The 15,012-nt window shown below is 60.4% G+C and carries 18 protein-coding genes and 1 pseudogene; 11 read left to right on the top strand and 8 right to left on the bottom strand.

From position 1 onward, the window contains the following. Positions 1-123: 123 nt before the first annotated feature. A complete protein-coding gene (locus JNO53_RS12270; RefSeq protein WP_203111628.1) occupies positions 124-1,014 on the bottom strand; it encodes a hypothetical protein in 891 nt (296 codons plus the stop codon). Positions 1,015-1,060: 46 nt separating this feature from the next. Further along, complete coding sequence (locus tag JNO53_RS15595) at positions 1,061-1,486, bottom strand: hypothetical protein (protein ID WP_443111179.1); 426 nt, start codon at positions 1,484-1,486, stop codon at positions 1,061-1,063. A gap of 340 nt (positions 1,487-1,826) precedes the next feature. On the opposite strand from JNO53_RS15595, the gene JNO53_RS12260 reads away from it, so the two are divergent. Next, a complete protein-coding gene (locus JNO53_RS12260; protein WP_203111622.1) occupies positions 1,827-3,152 on the top strand; it encodes a site-specific DNA-methyltransferase in 1,326 nt (441 codons plus the stop codon). Between the two features lie 126 nt (positions 3,153-3,278). Further along, entirely contained in the window at positions 3,279-3,692 is a 414-nt protein-coding gene (locus tag JNO53_RS12255) for a DUF5681 domain-containing protein (protein WP_203111619.1), read from the top strand. A 169-nt stretch (positions 3,693-3,861) separates the two neighbouring features. Here the strand turns inward: JNO53_RS12255 and JNO53_RS12250 are convergent, their stop codons facing one another. Next, positions 3,862-5,016: a hypothetical protein gene (locus JNO53_RS12250; RefSeq protein ID WP_203111616.1), complete on the bottom strand. Its 1,155-nt coding sequence runs from the start codon at positions 5,014-5,016 to the stop codon at positions 3,862-3,864. Between the two features lie 107 nt (positions 5,017-5,123). Between JNO53_RS12250 and JNO53_RS12245 the strand changes: the two are divergent. Continuing rightward, positions 5,124-5,225, top strand: a pseudogene (locus tag JNO53_RS12245) (transposase); the annotation flags it as partial. A gap of 325 nt (positions 5,226-5,550) precedes the next feature. Here the strand turns inward: JNO53_RS12245 and JNO53_RS12240 are convergent. Next, positions 5,551-5,856 carry a hypothetical protein gene (locus JNO53_RS12240; RefSeq protein ID WP_203111613.1) on the bottom strand — a complete coding sequence of 102 codons (306 nt, stop codon included), beginning with the start codon at positions 5,854-5,856 and terminating at the stop codon, positions 5,551-5,553. 441 nt (positions 5,857-6,297) lie between these two features. Here JNO53_RS12240 and JNO53_RS15390 point away from each other — a divergent pair, with 441 nt between their 5' ends. Both JNO53_RS15390 and JNO53_RS12235 read left to right on the top strand, forming a co-directional pair. Continuing rightward, positions 6,298-6,615: a DUF6481 family protein gene (locus tag JNO53_RS15390; RefSeq protein WP_238401880.1), complete on the top strand. Its 318-nt coding sequence runs from the start codon at positions 6,298-6,300 to the stop codon at positions 6,613-6,615. Beyond that, positions 6,587-7,336 (top strand): spermidine synthase, encoded by a 750-nt coding sequence (locus JNO53_RS12235; protein ID WP_238401879.1) that lies wholly within the window; start codon positions 6,587-6,589, stop codon positions 7,334-7,336. Before JNO53_RS15390 ends, JNO53_RS12235 begins: the two co-directional genes overlap by 29 nt. Positions 7,337-7,584: 248 nt before the next feature. Here the strand turns inward: JNO53_RS12235 and JNO53_RS12230 are convergent, their stop codons facing one another. Continuing rightward, positions 7,585-7,830, bottom strand: a complete 246-nt coding sequence (locus JNO53_RS12230; RefSeq protein ID WP_203111607.1) for an antitoxin Xre/MbcA/ParS toxin-binding domain-containing protein — start codon at positions 7,828-7,830, stop codon at positions 7,585-7,587. Between the two features lie 35 nt (positions 7,831-7,865). After that, positions 7,866-8,090: a hypothetical protein gene (locus JNO53_RS12225; protein ID WP_203111604.1), complete on the bottom strand. Its 225-nt coding sequence runs from the start codon at positions 8,088-8,090 to the stop codon at positions 7,866-7,868. A gap of 924 nt (positions 8,091-9,014) precedes the next feature. Here JNO53_RS12225 and JNO53_RS12220 point away from each other — a divergent pair. Both JNO53_RS12220 and JNO53_RS12215 read left to right on the top strand, forming a co-directional pair. Beyond that, positions 9,015-9,239, top strand: coding sequence for a hypothetical protein (locus tag JNO53_RS12220; RefSeq protein ID WP_203111601.1), 225 nt, complete (start codon positions 9,015-9,017; stop codon positions 9,237-9,239). A gap of 192 nt (positions 9,240-9,431) precedes the next feature. Next, positions 9,432-9,641, top strand: coding sequence for a cold-shock protein (locus tag JNO53_RS12215; RefSeq protein ID WP_203111598.1), 210 nt, complete (start codon positions 9,432-9,434; stop codon positions 9,639-9,641). A 300-nt stretch (positions 9,642-9,941) separates the two neighbouring features. On the opposite strand, the gene JNO53_RS12210 is transcribed toward JNO53_RS12215, so the two are convergent. After that, entirely contained in the window at positions 9,942-10,385 is a 444-nt protein-coding gene (locus tag JNO53_RS12210; RefSeq protein WP_203111596.1) for a hypothetical protein, read from the bottom strand. Between the two features lie 170 nt (positions 10,386-10,555). Between JNO53_RS12210 and JNO53_RS12205 the strand changes: the two genes are divergently transcribed. From JNO53_RS12205 to JNO53_RS12195, 3 genes are all read left to right on the top strand, one after another. After that, positions 10,556-11,416 carry a transglutaminase family protein gene (locus JNO53_RS12205; protein ID WP_338015355.1) on the top strand — a complete coding sequence of 287 codons (861 nt, stop codon included), beginning with the start codon at positions 10,556-10,558 and terminating at the stop codon, positions 11,414-11,416. A 533-nt stretch (positions 11,417-11,949) separates the two neighbouring features. Beyond that, positions 11,950-12,111 carry a hypothetical protein gene (locus JNO53_RS12200; RefSeq protein ID WP_203111594.1) on the top strand — a complete coding sequence of 54 codons (162 nt, stop codon included), beginning with the start codon at positions 11,950-11,952 and terminating at the stop codon, positions 12,109-12,111. 31 nt (positions 12,112-12,142) lie between these two features. Next, the gene (locus JNO53_RS12195; RefSeq protein WP_203111592.1) at positions 12,143-12,409 is read left to right on the top strand and encodes a hypothetical protein; all 267 of its coding nucleotides are present in this window, start codon (positions 12,143-12,145) and stop codon (positions 12,407-12,409) included. A 42-nt stretch (positions 12,410-12,451) separates the two neighbouring features. Here JNO53_RS12195 and ybaL read toward each other — a convergent pair whose 3' ends face one another. Then, positions 12,452-14,287 (bottom strand): YbaL family putative K(+) efflux transporter, encoded by a 1,836-nt coding sequence (gene ybaL, locus JNO53_RS12190; protein ID WP_203111590.1) that lies wholly within the window; start codon positions 14,285-14,287, stop codon positions 12,452-12,454. A gap of 403 nt (positions 14,288-14,690) precedes the next feature. Between ybaL and JNO53_RS12185 the strand changes: the two genes are divergently transcribed. Continuing rightward, positions 14,691-14,906, top strand: coding sequence for a hypothetical protein (locus JNO53_RS12185; protein WP_203111587.1), 216 nt, complete (start codon positions 14,691-14,693; stop codon positions 14,904-14,906). Positions 14,907-15,012: the final 106 nt, after the last annotated feature.

Here is a 15,012-nt window from a genome sequence, read left to right as displayed (position 1 = left end):
GCGGTAATCCGCGTCTTCCGCTCGGAATTCCCTGCTCCTGATAACAGGGAATCGACCTCGACCGATCAGGGAAGTTTCCTCCGCGAACAGGGATCGTGGGCGCCGTATCAGGGCCGCCCCAGCCTATGCTCTTTTCAGCCGTTCAATCAGCTGTTGGCAGAGGCGATCCAACAGTAGCCGCATACCGGGATCGGGTTCGATCGGTGCAGTTCGCCATCGGCGATGTTCCAGAAACAGGGTCGCCCAGAGCACCGCGGGCCCGCCTTTCCAGCTGCCACTTTCGAGCGCGAAGGCGAGTTGCCTTTCGTCGAACTCAAAAGGGTCTCCAAGACCCAGACGTGCGGCGAGGTCATATCCTTCAACGAGATGTGCGAGTTCGACCGAGTCTTTCCACTGCAGGTCCTCGGGGATGTTATCGAAGTGACCCGCGCAAACCTCCTGCAGCCAGGTGGGCGTAGTGCTTGCAAGCGTGCCGCAGATGCTGTGACGCAAGAGTTTGATCTCGTCGGTGTCATCGTAGCCGAAGAGGAAGGGCAGGAGGTCGCCAAGTGTCGGGACCTCGACGAATTTCGATTTGCGGAGAACCCGATGTCCGCCTCGCAGGTTTTTTGACCCGTTTGCATCCCCTTTTGAATGCCTGGCGACCTTGTCGCCAGGATCCGGAAGACCAAGACCCGGAAGTGTACCGAACCATCGGAACGGGCCGAGCTCAAGCGTCGCCGGATTGTAGTCACACCAGATGACGCAGCCCGCCTGCTTCGAAGCAAGGCGCATATTGACTGTCACGCTCCGCTTTTTTCCACCTCTTGCCATCGATTTGAGCTGGATGTGCCGGAGTACGCTCCTGGCCTCGACCACGAGATCGTAGCCGCTGGTGTCGACCTCGGAACGAAGCACTTCAAAATCCCGGCAACCATCAAGCCAGAGGCGGCTGGTCAGCTCAGCGACAAATCGATGTTCGAGGACTTTCTCGAGGTCAGCGGAGCGAAGATAGGCGGGTTCGTCTGGAGCCATGTCTCCACGTTGCTTCCTCCGGCTGCGAAGTCGAGCAAATTGTGACTCATCGTCCGTAGACCGATTGGCATAATGGCGGCCCTGTCGGCGCATGGATGTTCGACAGGTCTTTGGCACGAATGTGCGCCGGCTTCGGCTGGAGAAGGGCCTGTCGCAGGAAGAGTTCGGCTTTGCAGCCGGTATAGACCGGACCTATGTCTCGGGTGTCGAGCGTGGTCTCCGAAACCCGACGCTTTTGCTCGCGGAGAAGTTTGCCCGAGGCCTCGATGTCGAGCTCAGCGAGCTGCTGCGTCGCTCTGAGCGCTGACTTCGAGTGCACGATTCGAACAGCCCCCATTTCCAGTTCGATCCTTCGAGTGTCGGATGGTTGCACAGGCGTGCGAAAAGAGGCGAGCAGATCCTCAACCCGGATCTGATACGCATCATCGAGGCAAATCCCGAGCTCGTGCCAGATGATATACTTCGGGATCATGTGGTCCGCGCACTGGAGAAACCGCTTCCCGCCAAACGAGGTAGAAGGCGAAGTCGCTCACAGGAGCTGAAGGAACTCTACATTGTTGCGCTCTACGAGCATCTGCTTCCCCGCTTGCAAAAGCGCATGGCGCGTGAACGCCGCGGCAAACGAAAGTTACGCGGGAGTTCCGGCCCAGCTGATCGGCTCTGCGAAATGATCGGAAAGCGCTTTGGCATGGAACCGGAGAGCGTCCGCAATCTCCTCTCCTCACGAAATAATCCGCGAAATTAATATGAGGGCTTTGCCTGCGGGCAACTGAAATCAAGCGCTTTCCATCAGACGAGGAGAGCACCCTGACATGTCCCACTTGCCCATAATCAGCCCGGAGCGGCTTGAAAGCGTCGCCGTCGGCGAGCTCGTTCCGCACGAGCGCAACGCACGCACCCACTCGAAGAAGCAGCTGAAGCAGATTGCCGACAGCATCAGGCGCTTTGGCTTCACCAATCCCGTGCTTGTGGACGGCAAGAATTCGGTCGTCGCAGGTCATGGTCGCATCGAGGCGGCAAAGATTCTGGGGATGAGCCATGTACCGGTACTGCGCCTTGAGCATATGACCGAGGCCGAGAAGCGAGCCTATGTCATTGCGGACAACCGGCTTGCGGAGCTGGCCGGCTGGGACAATTCGCTGCTGGCGCTGGAATTCGAGACCATCGCCGAACTCGACCAAGAGTTCGAGCTCGCTCTCACCGGCTTCGACGCGGCCGAGATCGAAGCGCTGTTGAGCACGCTCGATCCGGATGCGCCGGAAGAACAGCCGATCGACATCGACAAGAGCCAGCCTGTCGTAACCCGCGCCGGCGATATCTGGCTTCTCGGCGATCATGCGATCATCTGTGGCGATGCGACCGATCCGGAGGTCTATCGCCGACTCCTCGGTGACGAGAAGGCGCAGATGGTCTTCACTGATCCGCCCTACAATGTGCCGGTCAACGGCCACATCTGCGGGCTGGGCAAGGTGAAGCACGACGAGTTCGTGATGGCCTCGGGCGAAATGAGCGAGGCTGAATTCACCGGCTTCCTCACGCGTGTCGCCAGCAATCTCGCAGCATTCAGCGCCGATGGTGCCATTCACTTCATCTGTATGGACTGGCGCCATATGGGCGAACTGCTTGTCGCCGGCCTGGCGGCCTATTCGGAGCTGAAAAACCTCGTAGTCTGGAACAAGGACAACGGCGGCATGGGGGCATTCTATCGGTCGAAGCACGAGTTGGTGTTCGTCTTCAAGAATGGCAGCGCGGCGCATATCAACAACTTCGGGCTTGGCCAGCACGGGCGCTATCGGACCAACGTCTGGGATTACGCTGGCGTCAATTCCCTCAAGGCAGGACGCGACGAGGAACTCGCCATGCATCCGACGGTAAAGCCCGTCGCGATGGTGGCAGATGCCATCCGCGATTGCTCGCGGCGCGGCGGCATTGTTCTCGATGCCTTCTCAGGTTCGGGAACGACCATCATTGCGGCTGAGCAGACCGGGCGCCGTGCGAGGGCAATCGAGCTCGATCCGCGTTATGTCGATGTCGCCATCCGGCGGTGGCAGGAGGCGACGAACGGTACGGCGCTTCTCGCCAGCTCCGGCGTGAGCTTTGACGACTGCGCCGCGCTCGCTGCGGATCTGGAAGCGTAGGGCATCGAAGCAACACCGGCTTGCCCCGCGTCTGCTCACGGGTTTTCCCGAGAATTGGAATGAGTGTTTTCAGCTCCGCATTTCTCCATCCGGGCGCTGTTCATCATTAGCAATTCGGGAAACACAATGAGCGATGAGGACGACTACACGGTCGGTTATGGCAGACCCCCCAGGCATTCACGCTTCAGGAAGGGACAGTCGGGTAACCCCGCTGGGCGCCCGAAGAAGCAAAAGGCTTCGGTTGATCTTCGGTCAATGCTCGAGCGCGTCGCAAGCGAAGAAGTCGACATTTCGGGTAGGTCGGTGACGATGTTGGAGCTGGAGCTGATGGCAATTCAACGAAAGGCTGCCAAGGGCGATATTGCTGCTAGCAAGCACCTCAACGCGCTCAGAACGCAGGCGGGCTGTAACCAGCCTCAATCATCGGGGGGCGGGGTGCTGGTCGTGCCAGGCATGATGCCCCTCGACAAATGGAGCGCCGCCGCGGCGCTTCAGCAAGAGAAGTTCCGTAAGAAACAGGGGGCCGACGAAGACCATTGATGGTCGCCGACAAATATCCCGATAGTTCACTCGAGGTGCGCTTCGCCTTCCTGCGCCCGCGCGAGTTGTCGCGCAGTCACGGTGACCACCAGTATCGACGAATAAAGTGGAGTTCTCGTGCGAGATCGCCTGGTCGCCAGGTGAATAAATCCGGCTCAGTCTTGTAATCTTAGGCATCGTCAAGCTGAGGCACGACCAGATGCGACAGCACCTGACCCGTGAGCACCGGATCGAGTTTATCCGCTTGGGCGAGCGCCCACGTCTTCCAACGTGCCAGCTGCTCAGGCGTCACAGCTAGGTTGCCGTTTTCAACGGCGGCGCCGACCTGGCCGACCAGCGCGCGGATCTCGGCGGCCTTGTGCAAGAGGGTCCCGCTCTCCTCAAGGTCAGTTAGCCGTTTCTCCTGAAGCCTTTGAAGCTCCGCGCGGCTCGCTTCGTCCGCCCAGCGCCTGCGTTGCTCTTCCCACTCGCGCTGTTCGACGAGGCCCTGCCGGAACGCCTCCTCGCCAACGACGATGAGGTCCGCAGCGATCGATGCGATCTGCTGCTCAAGCTGCTGGTCGCCGTCCATCCAGCTAGTGATCAGCGCGCTCCGGGACTTGTGATCGACCGAAAGGGTCAGCTTCGTGTTAGCTGGGAGATCCCGCGAAGGCGCCCGCTCTCCACCGCGGTGCCCAGACCCGCCAAAGCGCAGCTGAAAATGCCGGGTGCCAATCGACACGTACATCTGAAGCTCGCCCTGGCTGTAGCGAGTCCACGGTGCGTGCCCTCGCTTGCTCAGCGTCTTGAACAGACCGTTGATGATGCGCAGTTGGCGCTGCGCCAGCGGCCCGTCCCAGTTGGGGCGATCCCAGGAGTAATTGCTGACCGAGTGCTTCTCGCGCAACTGTGCCTCGCGCTTGAGCAGTTGGCGCAGTGCCGGGTGAGCTCGCTCCAGATCGCGGCTTGCGGCGACCCGCCCAATCGATTTGAGCTCGAGCGCGCGGAGGTCAGCTAGGTCTTCAGGGACCGCTGCGGATGCAAATGGCCCTTCTTCGGGGATCGGTCCGGCTTCGGGAACGAGGTCGCGAAAGCGGTGATCGAGACGGATGCGACCGCTTTCGCCGGGACCTCGTGGCTTGGCGTGCGGCGGCGGCCCAACCTTGCGGCCTGCATGCACGCGGTTCCAGTGCCCTTGTGGCGGTATGGGCACTCCCTCTGATACCAGCAGCTTTCTGAGACCGACGTCACTTATACCAACCTTCACAGCGAGTTCACGCATGGGTGCGGACCAGGCAAAGCGCACCACGTCAGCAGGAAGTGCAAGGAAGGTTTCATGGTTCATGCAAGCATGCTGCCATCATGCGGTCGTAAGGGCGAGACTCGAAAGGTGGCCTGCTGCCGGTTTGATGGACACCGAGATAGGGTGTTTCCACCTATCGGAGGTCCACAATGCAAAGAAGGAAGTTCAGCCGCGAGTTCAAGCTTGAGGCGGTGAGGATGGTCCGCGAACGCGGGGTGACGATCGCCCAGGCGTCGCGCGATCTGGATGTGCGTGGGAGAATGCCGACACGCGCGAACGGGCGATACTCAGCAGCGGGGTTGCGGAACTGGGCAAGCGCATCGGCATCGACTACCGGCGAGTTCGCCTGTCGGCCGAAGGTTTCGGATTCAGATGACAGTTCAAGTGTCGCTCATGCAATTGATCGCGAGCTGTCTATCGGAGCGTCTCGCAGCAGTAAGGCGAGCCGCTCCCGCAAGAATCTATTCGCCCTTGCCCCTCGGCTCGTCTTGCTCGCTTCGCTTCAGCTATCGCGTGCTGCAAGTTTGTGTAGCGATACCCGCCCACCGCGTAGTGTGCTCCACGGAGCGGGTAACGTCAGGATCGAGGGGCTGCCTCATCCGTGAAGCTGCCGCCTTCGTTGTCCCAGCGATCCTGCGCGGCCTCGCCGCCGCCAGAATCGGGGCCGCCGCTGCCGGCTCCGGCGCGTGAAAAATCATCGATCGAGCAGAGGTCGGCGTGGATCAGAGCAAGCTGATCGGCTATCATCTCCAGAGCAAGAACCTTCCGCTCTTCGGATGTTCTGGTGTTGCGCAAGTCGGTCCGGCCGGGCTGCCTTGATTCAGCCGCAGCCGGGGAAGCGGCGCCGATGGTAGTGGTGTTCTCGGGGGATGAGTTGGTCACGGCTTATCTCCGCAGGAGCGGGAGCTGCCAAACTCTCAGTCGCACTTTGCTCGAAACGGGGGTGCGATGGCATTCAAGTTGGGGACGATCGCTCGCGATGCAAGTGTTGGCCGGGAGCCGAAGCACTTACCTCTGAACGTGACCTGCCGACCAGATCCCGGTGGCGGTGTCATCGCCGTTGCCGTGTTCACGGTGCGAGCTCCCGCGGGGAAGGTTCGCTATGATCAATTCTATGGAACTATGTGAGCGGGAATTGGCCGACCACGCCATTGTGGCCTCTGAACGATGCTGTGCTACAGGCCTTCGCGCCGATGTCGCGATCGGCGACATCCGACCGTATCGGTTCCACCGGCGTCACAGTAACAGACCAAGCCGGTACGCGCTGCTTTTGCCGATGCCCGCCGGCCCTTTCGATGATTATCAGGAACAGAGTAGCGATTTATGGCAGGATACAAGGAACCAGAGTTTCAGGATCGCGTGAAAGCTGCGGCTCAGGCGCGGGCGAAGGCCTTGGCCCGGTTGAAGGCCAAACCTCCGGTCGATCCCGAAGTACAGGCGGAGCGTGCTGCTAGAGCAGCGGAACGTGAAGCGCGGCAGACAGAAAAGCGCAATGCGGCCAAAGTAGAGCGGGAAGCGAAGCTTGCCGCCCGGGCCGCGGAGACGGCGAAAGCTGCCGAACCCGCACCGGAACGGACTGAGGCCGAACGCAAGGCGGCTCGAGACGCACGCTATGCCGCCCGGAAAGCCCGCCGGAAGTAGAATCGGGCGTAGCGTGAACGGGGATGAGCTGATCGGGACCGCTGTAGTACCCGATGGCGTGGAGTTGCGCCTGATGCGCAACGATTCAGATTTCGCGATCTTCCTCCAGTCTATCGAGCTGATGAGCACTGACCTGAGTGCTTCGGAGGAAGCTCTTGCGATAATGGCCTGCGAACATCTCGGTGACCGCCCCGCACCACAGCTACTCATCGGCGGCTACGGCATGGGTTTCACCTTGCGGGCCGCGCTAGCTGCCCTCGGCGAAGATGCGAGCGTAACGGTAGCAGAGCTCGTGCCCGAGATTATCGAGTGGGCGCGAGGCCCAATGCGTGAGCTCACTGCGGGATGCCTTGATGATCCGCGTGTCGTTCTCATCATGGATGACGTCGCGATGCTGATCGACGCAGCATGGGAGGGATACGACGCGATCCTGCTCGACGTTGACAACGGGCCCGAGGGGCTCACGCGCCGGTTGAATGATTACCTCTATTCGAGATGCGGGCTGAACGCCGCTCTGAACGCGCTCAAGCCTACGGGCATCCTCGCAATCTGGTCAGCAGATCCTGATCCCGCATTTACCGCTCAACTGCAGCGCGCCGGCTTCAAGGTGACGGAAGCCAGCGTGACTGCGCGCCCAGACGGCGAGGGAACCTGCCACCACATTTGGTTTGCCTCCAAGGGATCAGCTGCCCCTTCTCAATTAGCGCTAACCCGGCCATGAGCGCTGTCGGGTTTCACTGAGAGATGGCCGTGAGGCAAACGGACGGCCAGGTACGCGGACAGTGACCGCCGAAAAAGCCGTCGTTCTGCTGCCAGTTTGCCTTGTCGAAACCGGCCATCGTTCAGGCAGAAACATCGGTGGCAAATGGCGGGTAGCCGCGAGCGTCCGGCCTGAGAAAATGACCGTCGGCTGTGGATCGGCCGGCCGAACGAATTCCGTCCGCACAACGATTGTCGTGAAATCCCATGTCAAGTCCCCGTGGAAGGATGAAGCGTCATGCGGCCGAGCGCGGCCTCCACGCTCGCGCAGCCGACAGCGCTTTCCGTCGCGAGATCGAGCGGTCGAGAACCTAGTTCAGCGTTATCGCTGTTGAGGAAGTCGATGGCCCTGTCGCGACCGAGAAGGAGCAAGGCGAGCTGTGTTATCTCGCCCTGACGGCGCGCCTTGTCGGGCTCCAGCCTTGGAGCGCGGGACCGGCCGAACCGCATCGTCATCACAGGCCTCGCGGCGCTCGCTTCGGCGGGTCCGCTCACGAGATGTAGCCCTGACAGTGCCGAAGCGGGCCGCCGTCGACTGGTGCGAGCGCTTCCCCGATCGGAACTGCAGCCGCGCCCATCGCACTTTGTATGCAGCCGATGCGACCCGCTATTTGCGAAGCACCGATTTCATGCTCGTGCCGCGCGCCCACCGAAGTCGCTTGCGACGCTTCCATCAATAGCTGCTGATGGTCGAAATAGAGCTGGTTCAGGTCCACGATCGTCTCCCTCGTTGTAAGCGGGAGCATATCGCGTCTCTCAGCCGCAGGCGCCTACATGAGCGATTGCCTGCGATGTCGCTCATGTAGGCCTGATGGCGGGAGATTGTAAGGTGCGAGCTGACGATATTCGAAATCAGAGTCGCCGAGGCACACCTTGACGGTTCTTGGTGCTTTTGCGTTCGCAGCTGAGAATGTCGAGATTCGACAATTTCCTTGCTTTCCCTATCGAATCCCATTGTAATTTTTTTGCACGCCGCTATATAGTTGTTGCCTGACGTCGCTTGCGACGGATTATGATTGCTGCAATTCGCGCAGAAGCGCGAGATCAGCACCAGTTTTCTTTTCATGCACCATGGCTCCGTAACGGAATACGTCCGTGCGGATGATTTTCGTACGCAAGGAATATGGATGGCGAGCCCGCGCTCATCACGATGAGCGATCAACGAGCTCCCGCTCGACGGACGCTTCGCGTTATCCTCGACAATGAGCGAGCATCATCGCCCACACGGCAGCAAAAAGCGCACCGTTACCATATTCGATCGGTCGTTGGACCGCGTACATCTCGAGACACGCCTGCGATCTGACCAAAAGGCCGGATCGTCTTTTGCGAACCGGCACCCGGGCAAAGCCCTGGCGGTGCTCGCAAGCGCGGATACAGGCGCTGACACTTTAAGAAGGCGGCGGTGAAGAACCGCCGGATATCAAGATAATGAACCACACGATTGCGCGCGACACGCCTCGCGCCAAACTCACTCCGCGCTATGGCGCTGTGCATTCGCGAGCGTCAACGGAACACACGTCCGTCGCCGCCGTCATCCCAGTCACCGATCTGCGACGTATCGTCGCAACCATGGTCGATTGACGCCTACATCACCCCCGGGCGGCCATGCACCAGCATTCCCGCCGTGCAGGAGAACTGACATGGATCTGAACCGGGAATACAGTGCGCACCAGCGCGCGCTAATGAGCGCCAATGTCGCCGCCAACGACGACGATCGACGCGCAAGGCTCGCACGGGCCTCCCGCATCGCAGGACGCATCAGCGATTTCCAACATGGACTGGGCGCAGGGGCAGCATGTGCTTGGAGCAAGGCACAATTCGCCAATTCGGCACAAATCGGCGTGGGATCTGACGCGGCTATCTAATGCCGCCAAGACCTGCCATACAAATCCTGCTCTCGTTGAATTCGACGGGTATCGACGCCGGGCGCAAAAATCGGATCGTTTCGGTTTTCGCTCCGTGAGTACGACGACATCCTTTCAATTGACGACTTGATGCATGACCCCGGCTCGCAATTTCGCCAGCCGGACACGACCGTTTCTTGAAAGGAAGCGACTATGACTACTGGTACCGTAAAATTCTTCAATGGTGACAAGGGCTATGGGTTCATCCAGCCCGACGATGGCTCCGCCGATAGCTTCGTGCATATTTCTGCCGTCCAGGCGGCAGGCATGACAACGCTCGATAAGGAGCAGCGCCTCAACTACGAGGTCGAGACCGGCCGTGACGGCAAGGCCAGCGCGGTCAACCTTTCGTCCGTCGACTAAACGAATTGATGCTCCGGATCGCCCGTTGGCGGTCCGGGGCTTCCAATTTGCACCTCGAAGGACGAGGGTGCGCCACACCGCCTGAAGCACGGAAATCCGCCGTTCTCGACTTAGGCCATTCCCGAACAAAAGAGAGGACCCGGCTGGGTTTGGAGGTTCGCGACTGCCAGGTTCCTAAAACAGGATTGGATAAATTGAGGTTCGCGCTTCGTTTCAGGATTTGCAGCACTGCAGCACCCATGCGTAGAACAGGAAAGGCCGCCCCGAGAGGCGGCCTTCCTTCGCATAATGGAGATGCACTCAGCTGGGGCTGGAGCTCTTGTCGCCTTCCTGCTTCTTTGGGGCGCCTTCCTGTTCCTGCTGGCGCTTGTCGCCCCCCTGCTCGGGAGCATTCGGCTGACGATTCTTGTCGCCTGACTGGCCCTGCTGCTGCGACTGGCCCTGGTTCGGGCGTTCGCTATTCTGCTGGTTCTTGCTGTCGTTCATGTCGAACAACCTTTCTTGATGCCCGGAATTGGGCAGGGGTAATCGCTGTGAACCTTCGCCGCTGACGGCGAGGACCTGAGGTAATTCCGATAGCCGCAGATTATGGCGGTCGCCCTTCCTTCCCAGCACGCGGGCTAGGCCCTCCCATGCTGCGGCGGACGCGAGGTGCTTGCGGCGAACATTGTCCAGCAGCGAACCTTCCGCTGCGGATCGTGAAGTCGAAGCTCTGTCGAGATAGTTCTGGAGAGTATCGATCATGACAAGTTGCTCCACCGGATGCGGGAGCGCACTTGTGTCTCTCAGCCGCCATGAGCATCAGAGCGATCGGGCGGTTCAGCCCATATGGGGTGCAGCATTAGCCATACAAGGTCTATGCTGCAGAAACATGCTCTATACGCGAATTGGATCGACTCCTTGAAAATCACGCAGTGACCACGCTCACCATCAGGCATCGGACCAATTATCGGTACCGCGCTCCGGTGAATCTCGGGCCGCACAGATTGATGCTGCGTCCGCGCGAGGGCCACGACGTGGGCCTGACGTCTTTCCGCCTTGTGATCACCCCTGACGCGCACGTTACATGGGCCCAGGATGTGATGGGCAATACCGTGGCGACAGCGGCCTTTCCGTTTGCCACCGACAGCCTGGCGATCGAAAGCCACGCGACACTAACTCTTGGAGCGGTCGCCTGGCCGATCTTCGACATCGCGGCATCGGCAATCTGTTATCCCTTCCGCTACGGTGACGACGAATGGACAGACCTGGGCGCGCTGACGGTACCGCAAAATCCAGATTCCAAGGGCAGGCTGCGGGATTGGACCCGAGCATTCGTCAGCGGCAACCCGACCGATACGCTCGCCCTGCTGAAGGATGTATGTGTCGGAGTTTCGACGGCGATTGCCTACCGTCAGCGCGATGACGAAGGTACGCAATCGCCGATCGAGACGCTGGATCGCAGATGGGGATCATGCCGCGATTTCGCGGTGCTGTTCGTCGAGGCGGTCCGGTGCCTCGGCTTCGGTGCGCGGATCGTCTCCGGCTATCTCGATAACCGGGCGGAGAACCTCATCGGCCAGAATTTGGCTGGTTCCACCCATGCCTGGGCGGAGGTCTATGTGCCAGGCGCCGGCTGGATCACGTTCGATCCCACCAACCGCAGCGTCGGCGGGTTCAACCTCGTCCCGGTGGCGGTGGGGCGTGATATCCGCCAGGTGATGCCGGTCAGTGGAAGCTATGCGGGGCCTGCGGACATGCTGGACGATATGACCGTGGAAGTGGAACTGCGCTGACAAGTCCAGGTATCGGCGGATTGCCTGGTGGATTATCAAAACGCCTCTCGCCGATGGTAATTCGTGTTCTACACCCCATATAAGGCCCATCGCACTCCGAATGCCTCGGGCACGAGTGCGGCAGAGAGATAGTTCGTGCTCCCGCTCGCCGATGGAGACGAATGATGTCCTTTTATCCAGTAGCGTTACACGCACAGGCAGGGCGGTTCTTTCGCTCGATTTCCCAATGATCCGGGTTTCCAGCGCCGCACGGCGTGATGCCGCCCGATCCTTACGCGAGGACAACTGGGAGAATGAAGGCGGTCATATCGCCAGTCCAAGTTCCGCGATCGCATCCTTCCTAATTTCAGCCAGCGATGTTGAAGCACTCGAGGCCCAGGTGAATGCCATGGAAAGCACTCTGGCCAGCGACTTTGCCGATGGATGGGTAGGCAGGCGCTACAACACCTACGCGCATCGCTCGCGCGTTCTGCGCCAGCAAAGGCCAAGCTCGATGTCTTGCGCGCCAGCTTTCAGGCACAGGAGCAACAATCGTGAGCAGCCCCTCTGAACTCGACGAAGCCACCGCAGCCGAGCAGATGGCTCTTTACGGCATCACGCGCGTCCCGGCCGATCAGTATCGTTACAAGGATTATCGCTACTCAAAGCTAAGCGACGCAATTGCTCAGGCAAAGCGCGACAAGCCACGCTCCTGATTATCGCCATCTGATTATGAAAGGACATCCAATGGAACTTACATCCGCCTTCTGCCGCATGCAGGAGACCGTCCAGCGTGATCGCGCGGCCAATGCGATATTGGGGAACATTCGCCTCGTGGCAGAGAAGGCGGCCAAGGCATGGAGTGCTGTAGCTCTTCTGGCCGAACAGCGCGAAGCCCGCCGCGAACGCACGCGCATCATTGCCGACATTGCGGCCCTTCAGAATGAACCTGTGGCAGACGAGGAAGACAGGTCACTGAGCGAAAACCCGGACCGAGGCTTTGAAAACCCCTGAGCTGGTCCGGGATCTCACCGAGATATAGACCGTAGCACGTCCTCAGGCAGCCTCTTCATCATCCTGACGGCGGAGGCGCAGTTCCGGTGCTTCGCGGTCAGGGAGGTCCGGTCGCCGCTCGAATGCCCCGCCTTCGCCTGATATCCGCTCTTTCTGAATGATCGCGACGGCTCGCTTTCTTGATACCCCCAGACTGCGCAGCGCATAGTCCGCCAAGCCGAACGACAACTCGCGTGTGCCCATGATGGCAAGGCCGACGCCCTGGCTTTCGAGATGGGCCACCTCGGCATCGCTCTGCGTCCGCACCGCAACGTCAACATCCGCATTAAGTTCACGGGCGAGTTCGATGATCCGGCGTGTCTGGAACCCTTCGGGCGTTGCGATCACCAGAAGGCGTGCATGGGCGATGCCTGCGCCATCGAGAATACCGGGGGTCGATGCGTCGCCATAGATCGCTGGAATGCCTTTCGCGCGAAGCGCTTCGACACGCCGCCGATCCTTGTCCACGATGACGACAGGAAGCGTCTGGTCGCCAAGTGTCTTGCCAACCACGCGGCCCACGCGCCCGTAGCCGACGATAATCGCATGATCGTGCGGGCTTTCATCGCGTGTTTCGGGAAGAGTGGAAAGGGCTTGTCCGCCGCCACGTTCCAGAACCGAAAGCACGCGTGGTCGCCGGCCCAGCCACCGCTCGATCCCATCGAAGGTCTTGAAGACGAGTGGGTTGAGCGTGATCGAGAGAAGCGCACCGGCGAGTATCAGGTCCCTGCCTTCCACCGGAACCACGCCAAGCGTCACGCCCAGGCCGATCAGGATGAAGGAGAACTCCCCGATCTGGGCCAGGCTCGCCGACACCGTCAGCGCGGTTCGGGTGGGATAGCCAAAGCCAAGTACGATCCCGAATGCCGCAACGGACTTTCCGATCAGGATGATCGCCAGAACGGAAAGCACTGCCATCGGTTCGTGCACAAGCACAGCCGGATCGAACAGCATGCCGACCGAAACGAAGAACAGGACAGCGAAAGCGTCTTGCAGCGGCAGCGAATCCGCGGCCGCCTGATGGCTGAAGTCGCTTTCGCTCAGCACCACGCCTGCGAAGAAGGCTCCGAGGGCGAAGGACACGCCGAACAGCGCGGACGATCCATAGGCGATGCCCAACGCCGTCGCGAGCACCGAAAGCGTGAACAATTCGCGCGATCCCGTGCGGGCGACACGTTCGAGCACCCAGGGCGCCGCGCGCGTGCCAACGATGAGAACCAGCACCAGGAAGAGCGCAACCTTTCCCAGAGTGAGCAACAGGGCCAGCGCGATGGCGCCGCCGGTCGCCTGGCTGCCTTCACCGGCATTGCCGCCCAGAACACCCGCAAGCGCCGGCAGCAGAACCAGCGCCAGAACCATGGCAACATCCTCGACGATCAGCCAACCCACGGCAATGCGCCCGTTGATCGAATCCAGCGTGTTGCGGTGCTCAAGCGCACGGAGGAGCACGACCGTGGAGGCGACGGACAGGGAAAGGCCGAAGACGACGCCAGCTCCCGGCGTCCAGCCCCACAAATACGCCAGTCCCGCGCCGAATAAGGTCGCAACAGTGATCTGCACGATGGCGCCCGGAATGGCGATCCGCCGCACCGAGAGAAGGTCCTTCACCGAGAAATGCAGGCCCACTCCGAACATCAGGAGGATCACGCCGATCTCGGCCAGTTGCTCCGCAAGGCCAGCATCGCTCACGAACCCGGGCGTGAAGGGGCCGACCGCGACGCCCGCCAACAGGTAGCCGACCAGCGGCGGCAACCGGAGCCTGCTCGCTATGAATCCACCCACGAAGGCGAGCACCAGCCCCATGACGATCGTGGTGATGAGACTGGTGTCATGGGGCATCGGCATCCTTTCCGGGAGCCCGCCGGAACGACGCGCTGGGTGTAACACCGATAGGCGGGCCGATGCGAGGCGCAGCGCCCTCCGCACTTGCCTTGTCATCCAGTCGATAACGATGAGGTGGCGGACCTACACCAAACCGTCCGACAAAGCTATGATCCAAGCTGCACAAAGACCTGCCATCGCAATGCATGTCCGCGTCAGAAGGTAACGTCGGCTTAGCGCAATTTCTCCTACAGAAGCGGACTTACCGGACTGTCCAACGATACTGCCGTTCCAGCGGCCTGCAATTGACGTCCACTTTTGGATTCGTCGGGTAGATTCCCGAACGACTGAGACGAGGGTGCACAGCGGCTGTCAAAAGTTGCAACTGGACTTCCTTCGATAACGTCGCCTCATAGGCCGCATGGAATTCGCCACGCAGTACGACCTCGTCCAACGGCTTTTGCAGGAAGCCGGTCGGATTATGGAAGATGTTTCGCCCGAGTTTGCTCTTCCGATGCCAGAGAATCCACTGGAAGTCCGGAAACGGATCGATCAGCTGACGAGAAGCGCAAATGGGCTGTGCGCTCTTGCCGCGGCAGCCCGGATGTTGCTTGAGGCGGTACCCGATCGCAGTTGATCAATTCATAGGTAATCTCAAATTCCATTCGACTTCATCTGCAATCGGAGCATTGCTGTTCATGTGAATCGCGGCCGGCAAGACCTGCTGCTGCCCTGACCGGCTC

Origin of the sequence: Altererythrobacter sp. C41, assembly GCF_016803135.1 — a bacterium.
Lineage (GTDB): Bacteria > Pseudomonadota > Alphaproteobacteria > Sphingomonadales > Sphingomonadaceae > Pelagerythrobacter.
Note: the sequence above shows the minus strand (reverse complement) of the source record. Positions and strands in the feature narration are given on the sequence as shown.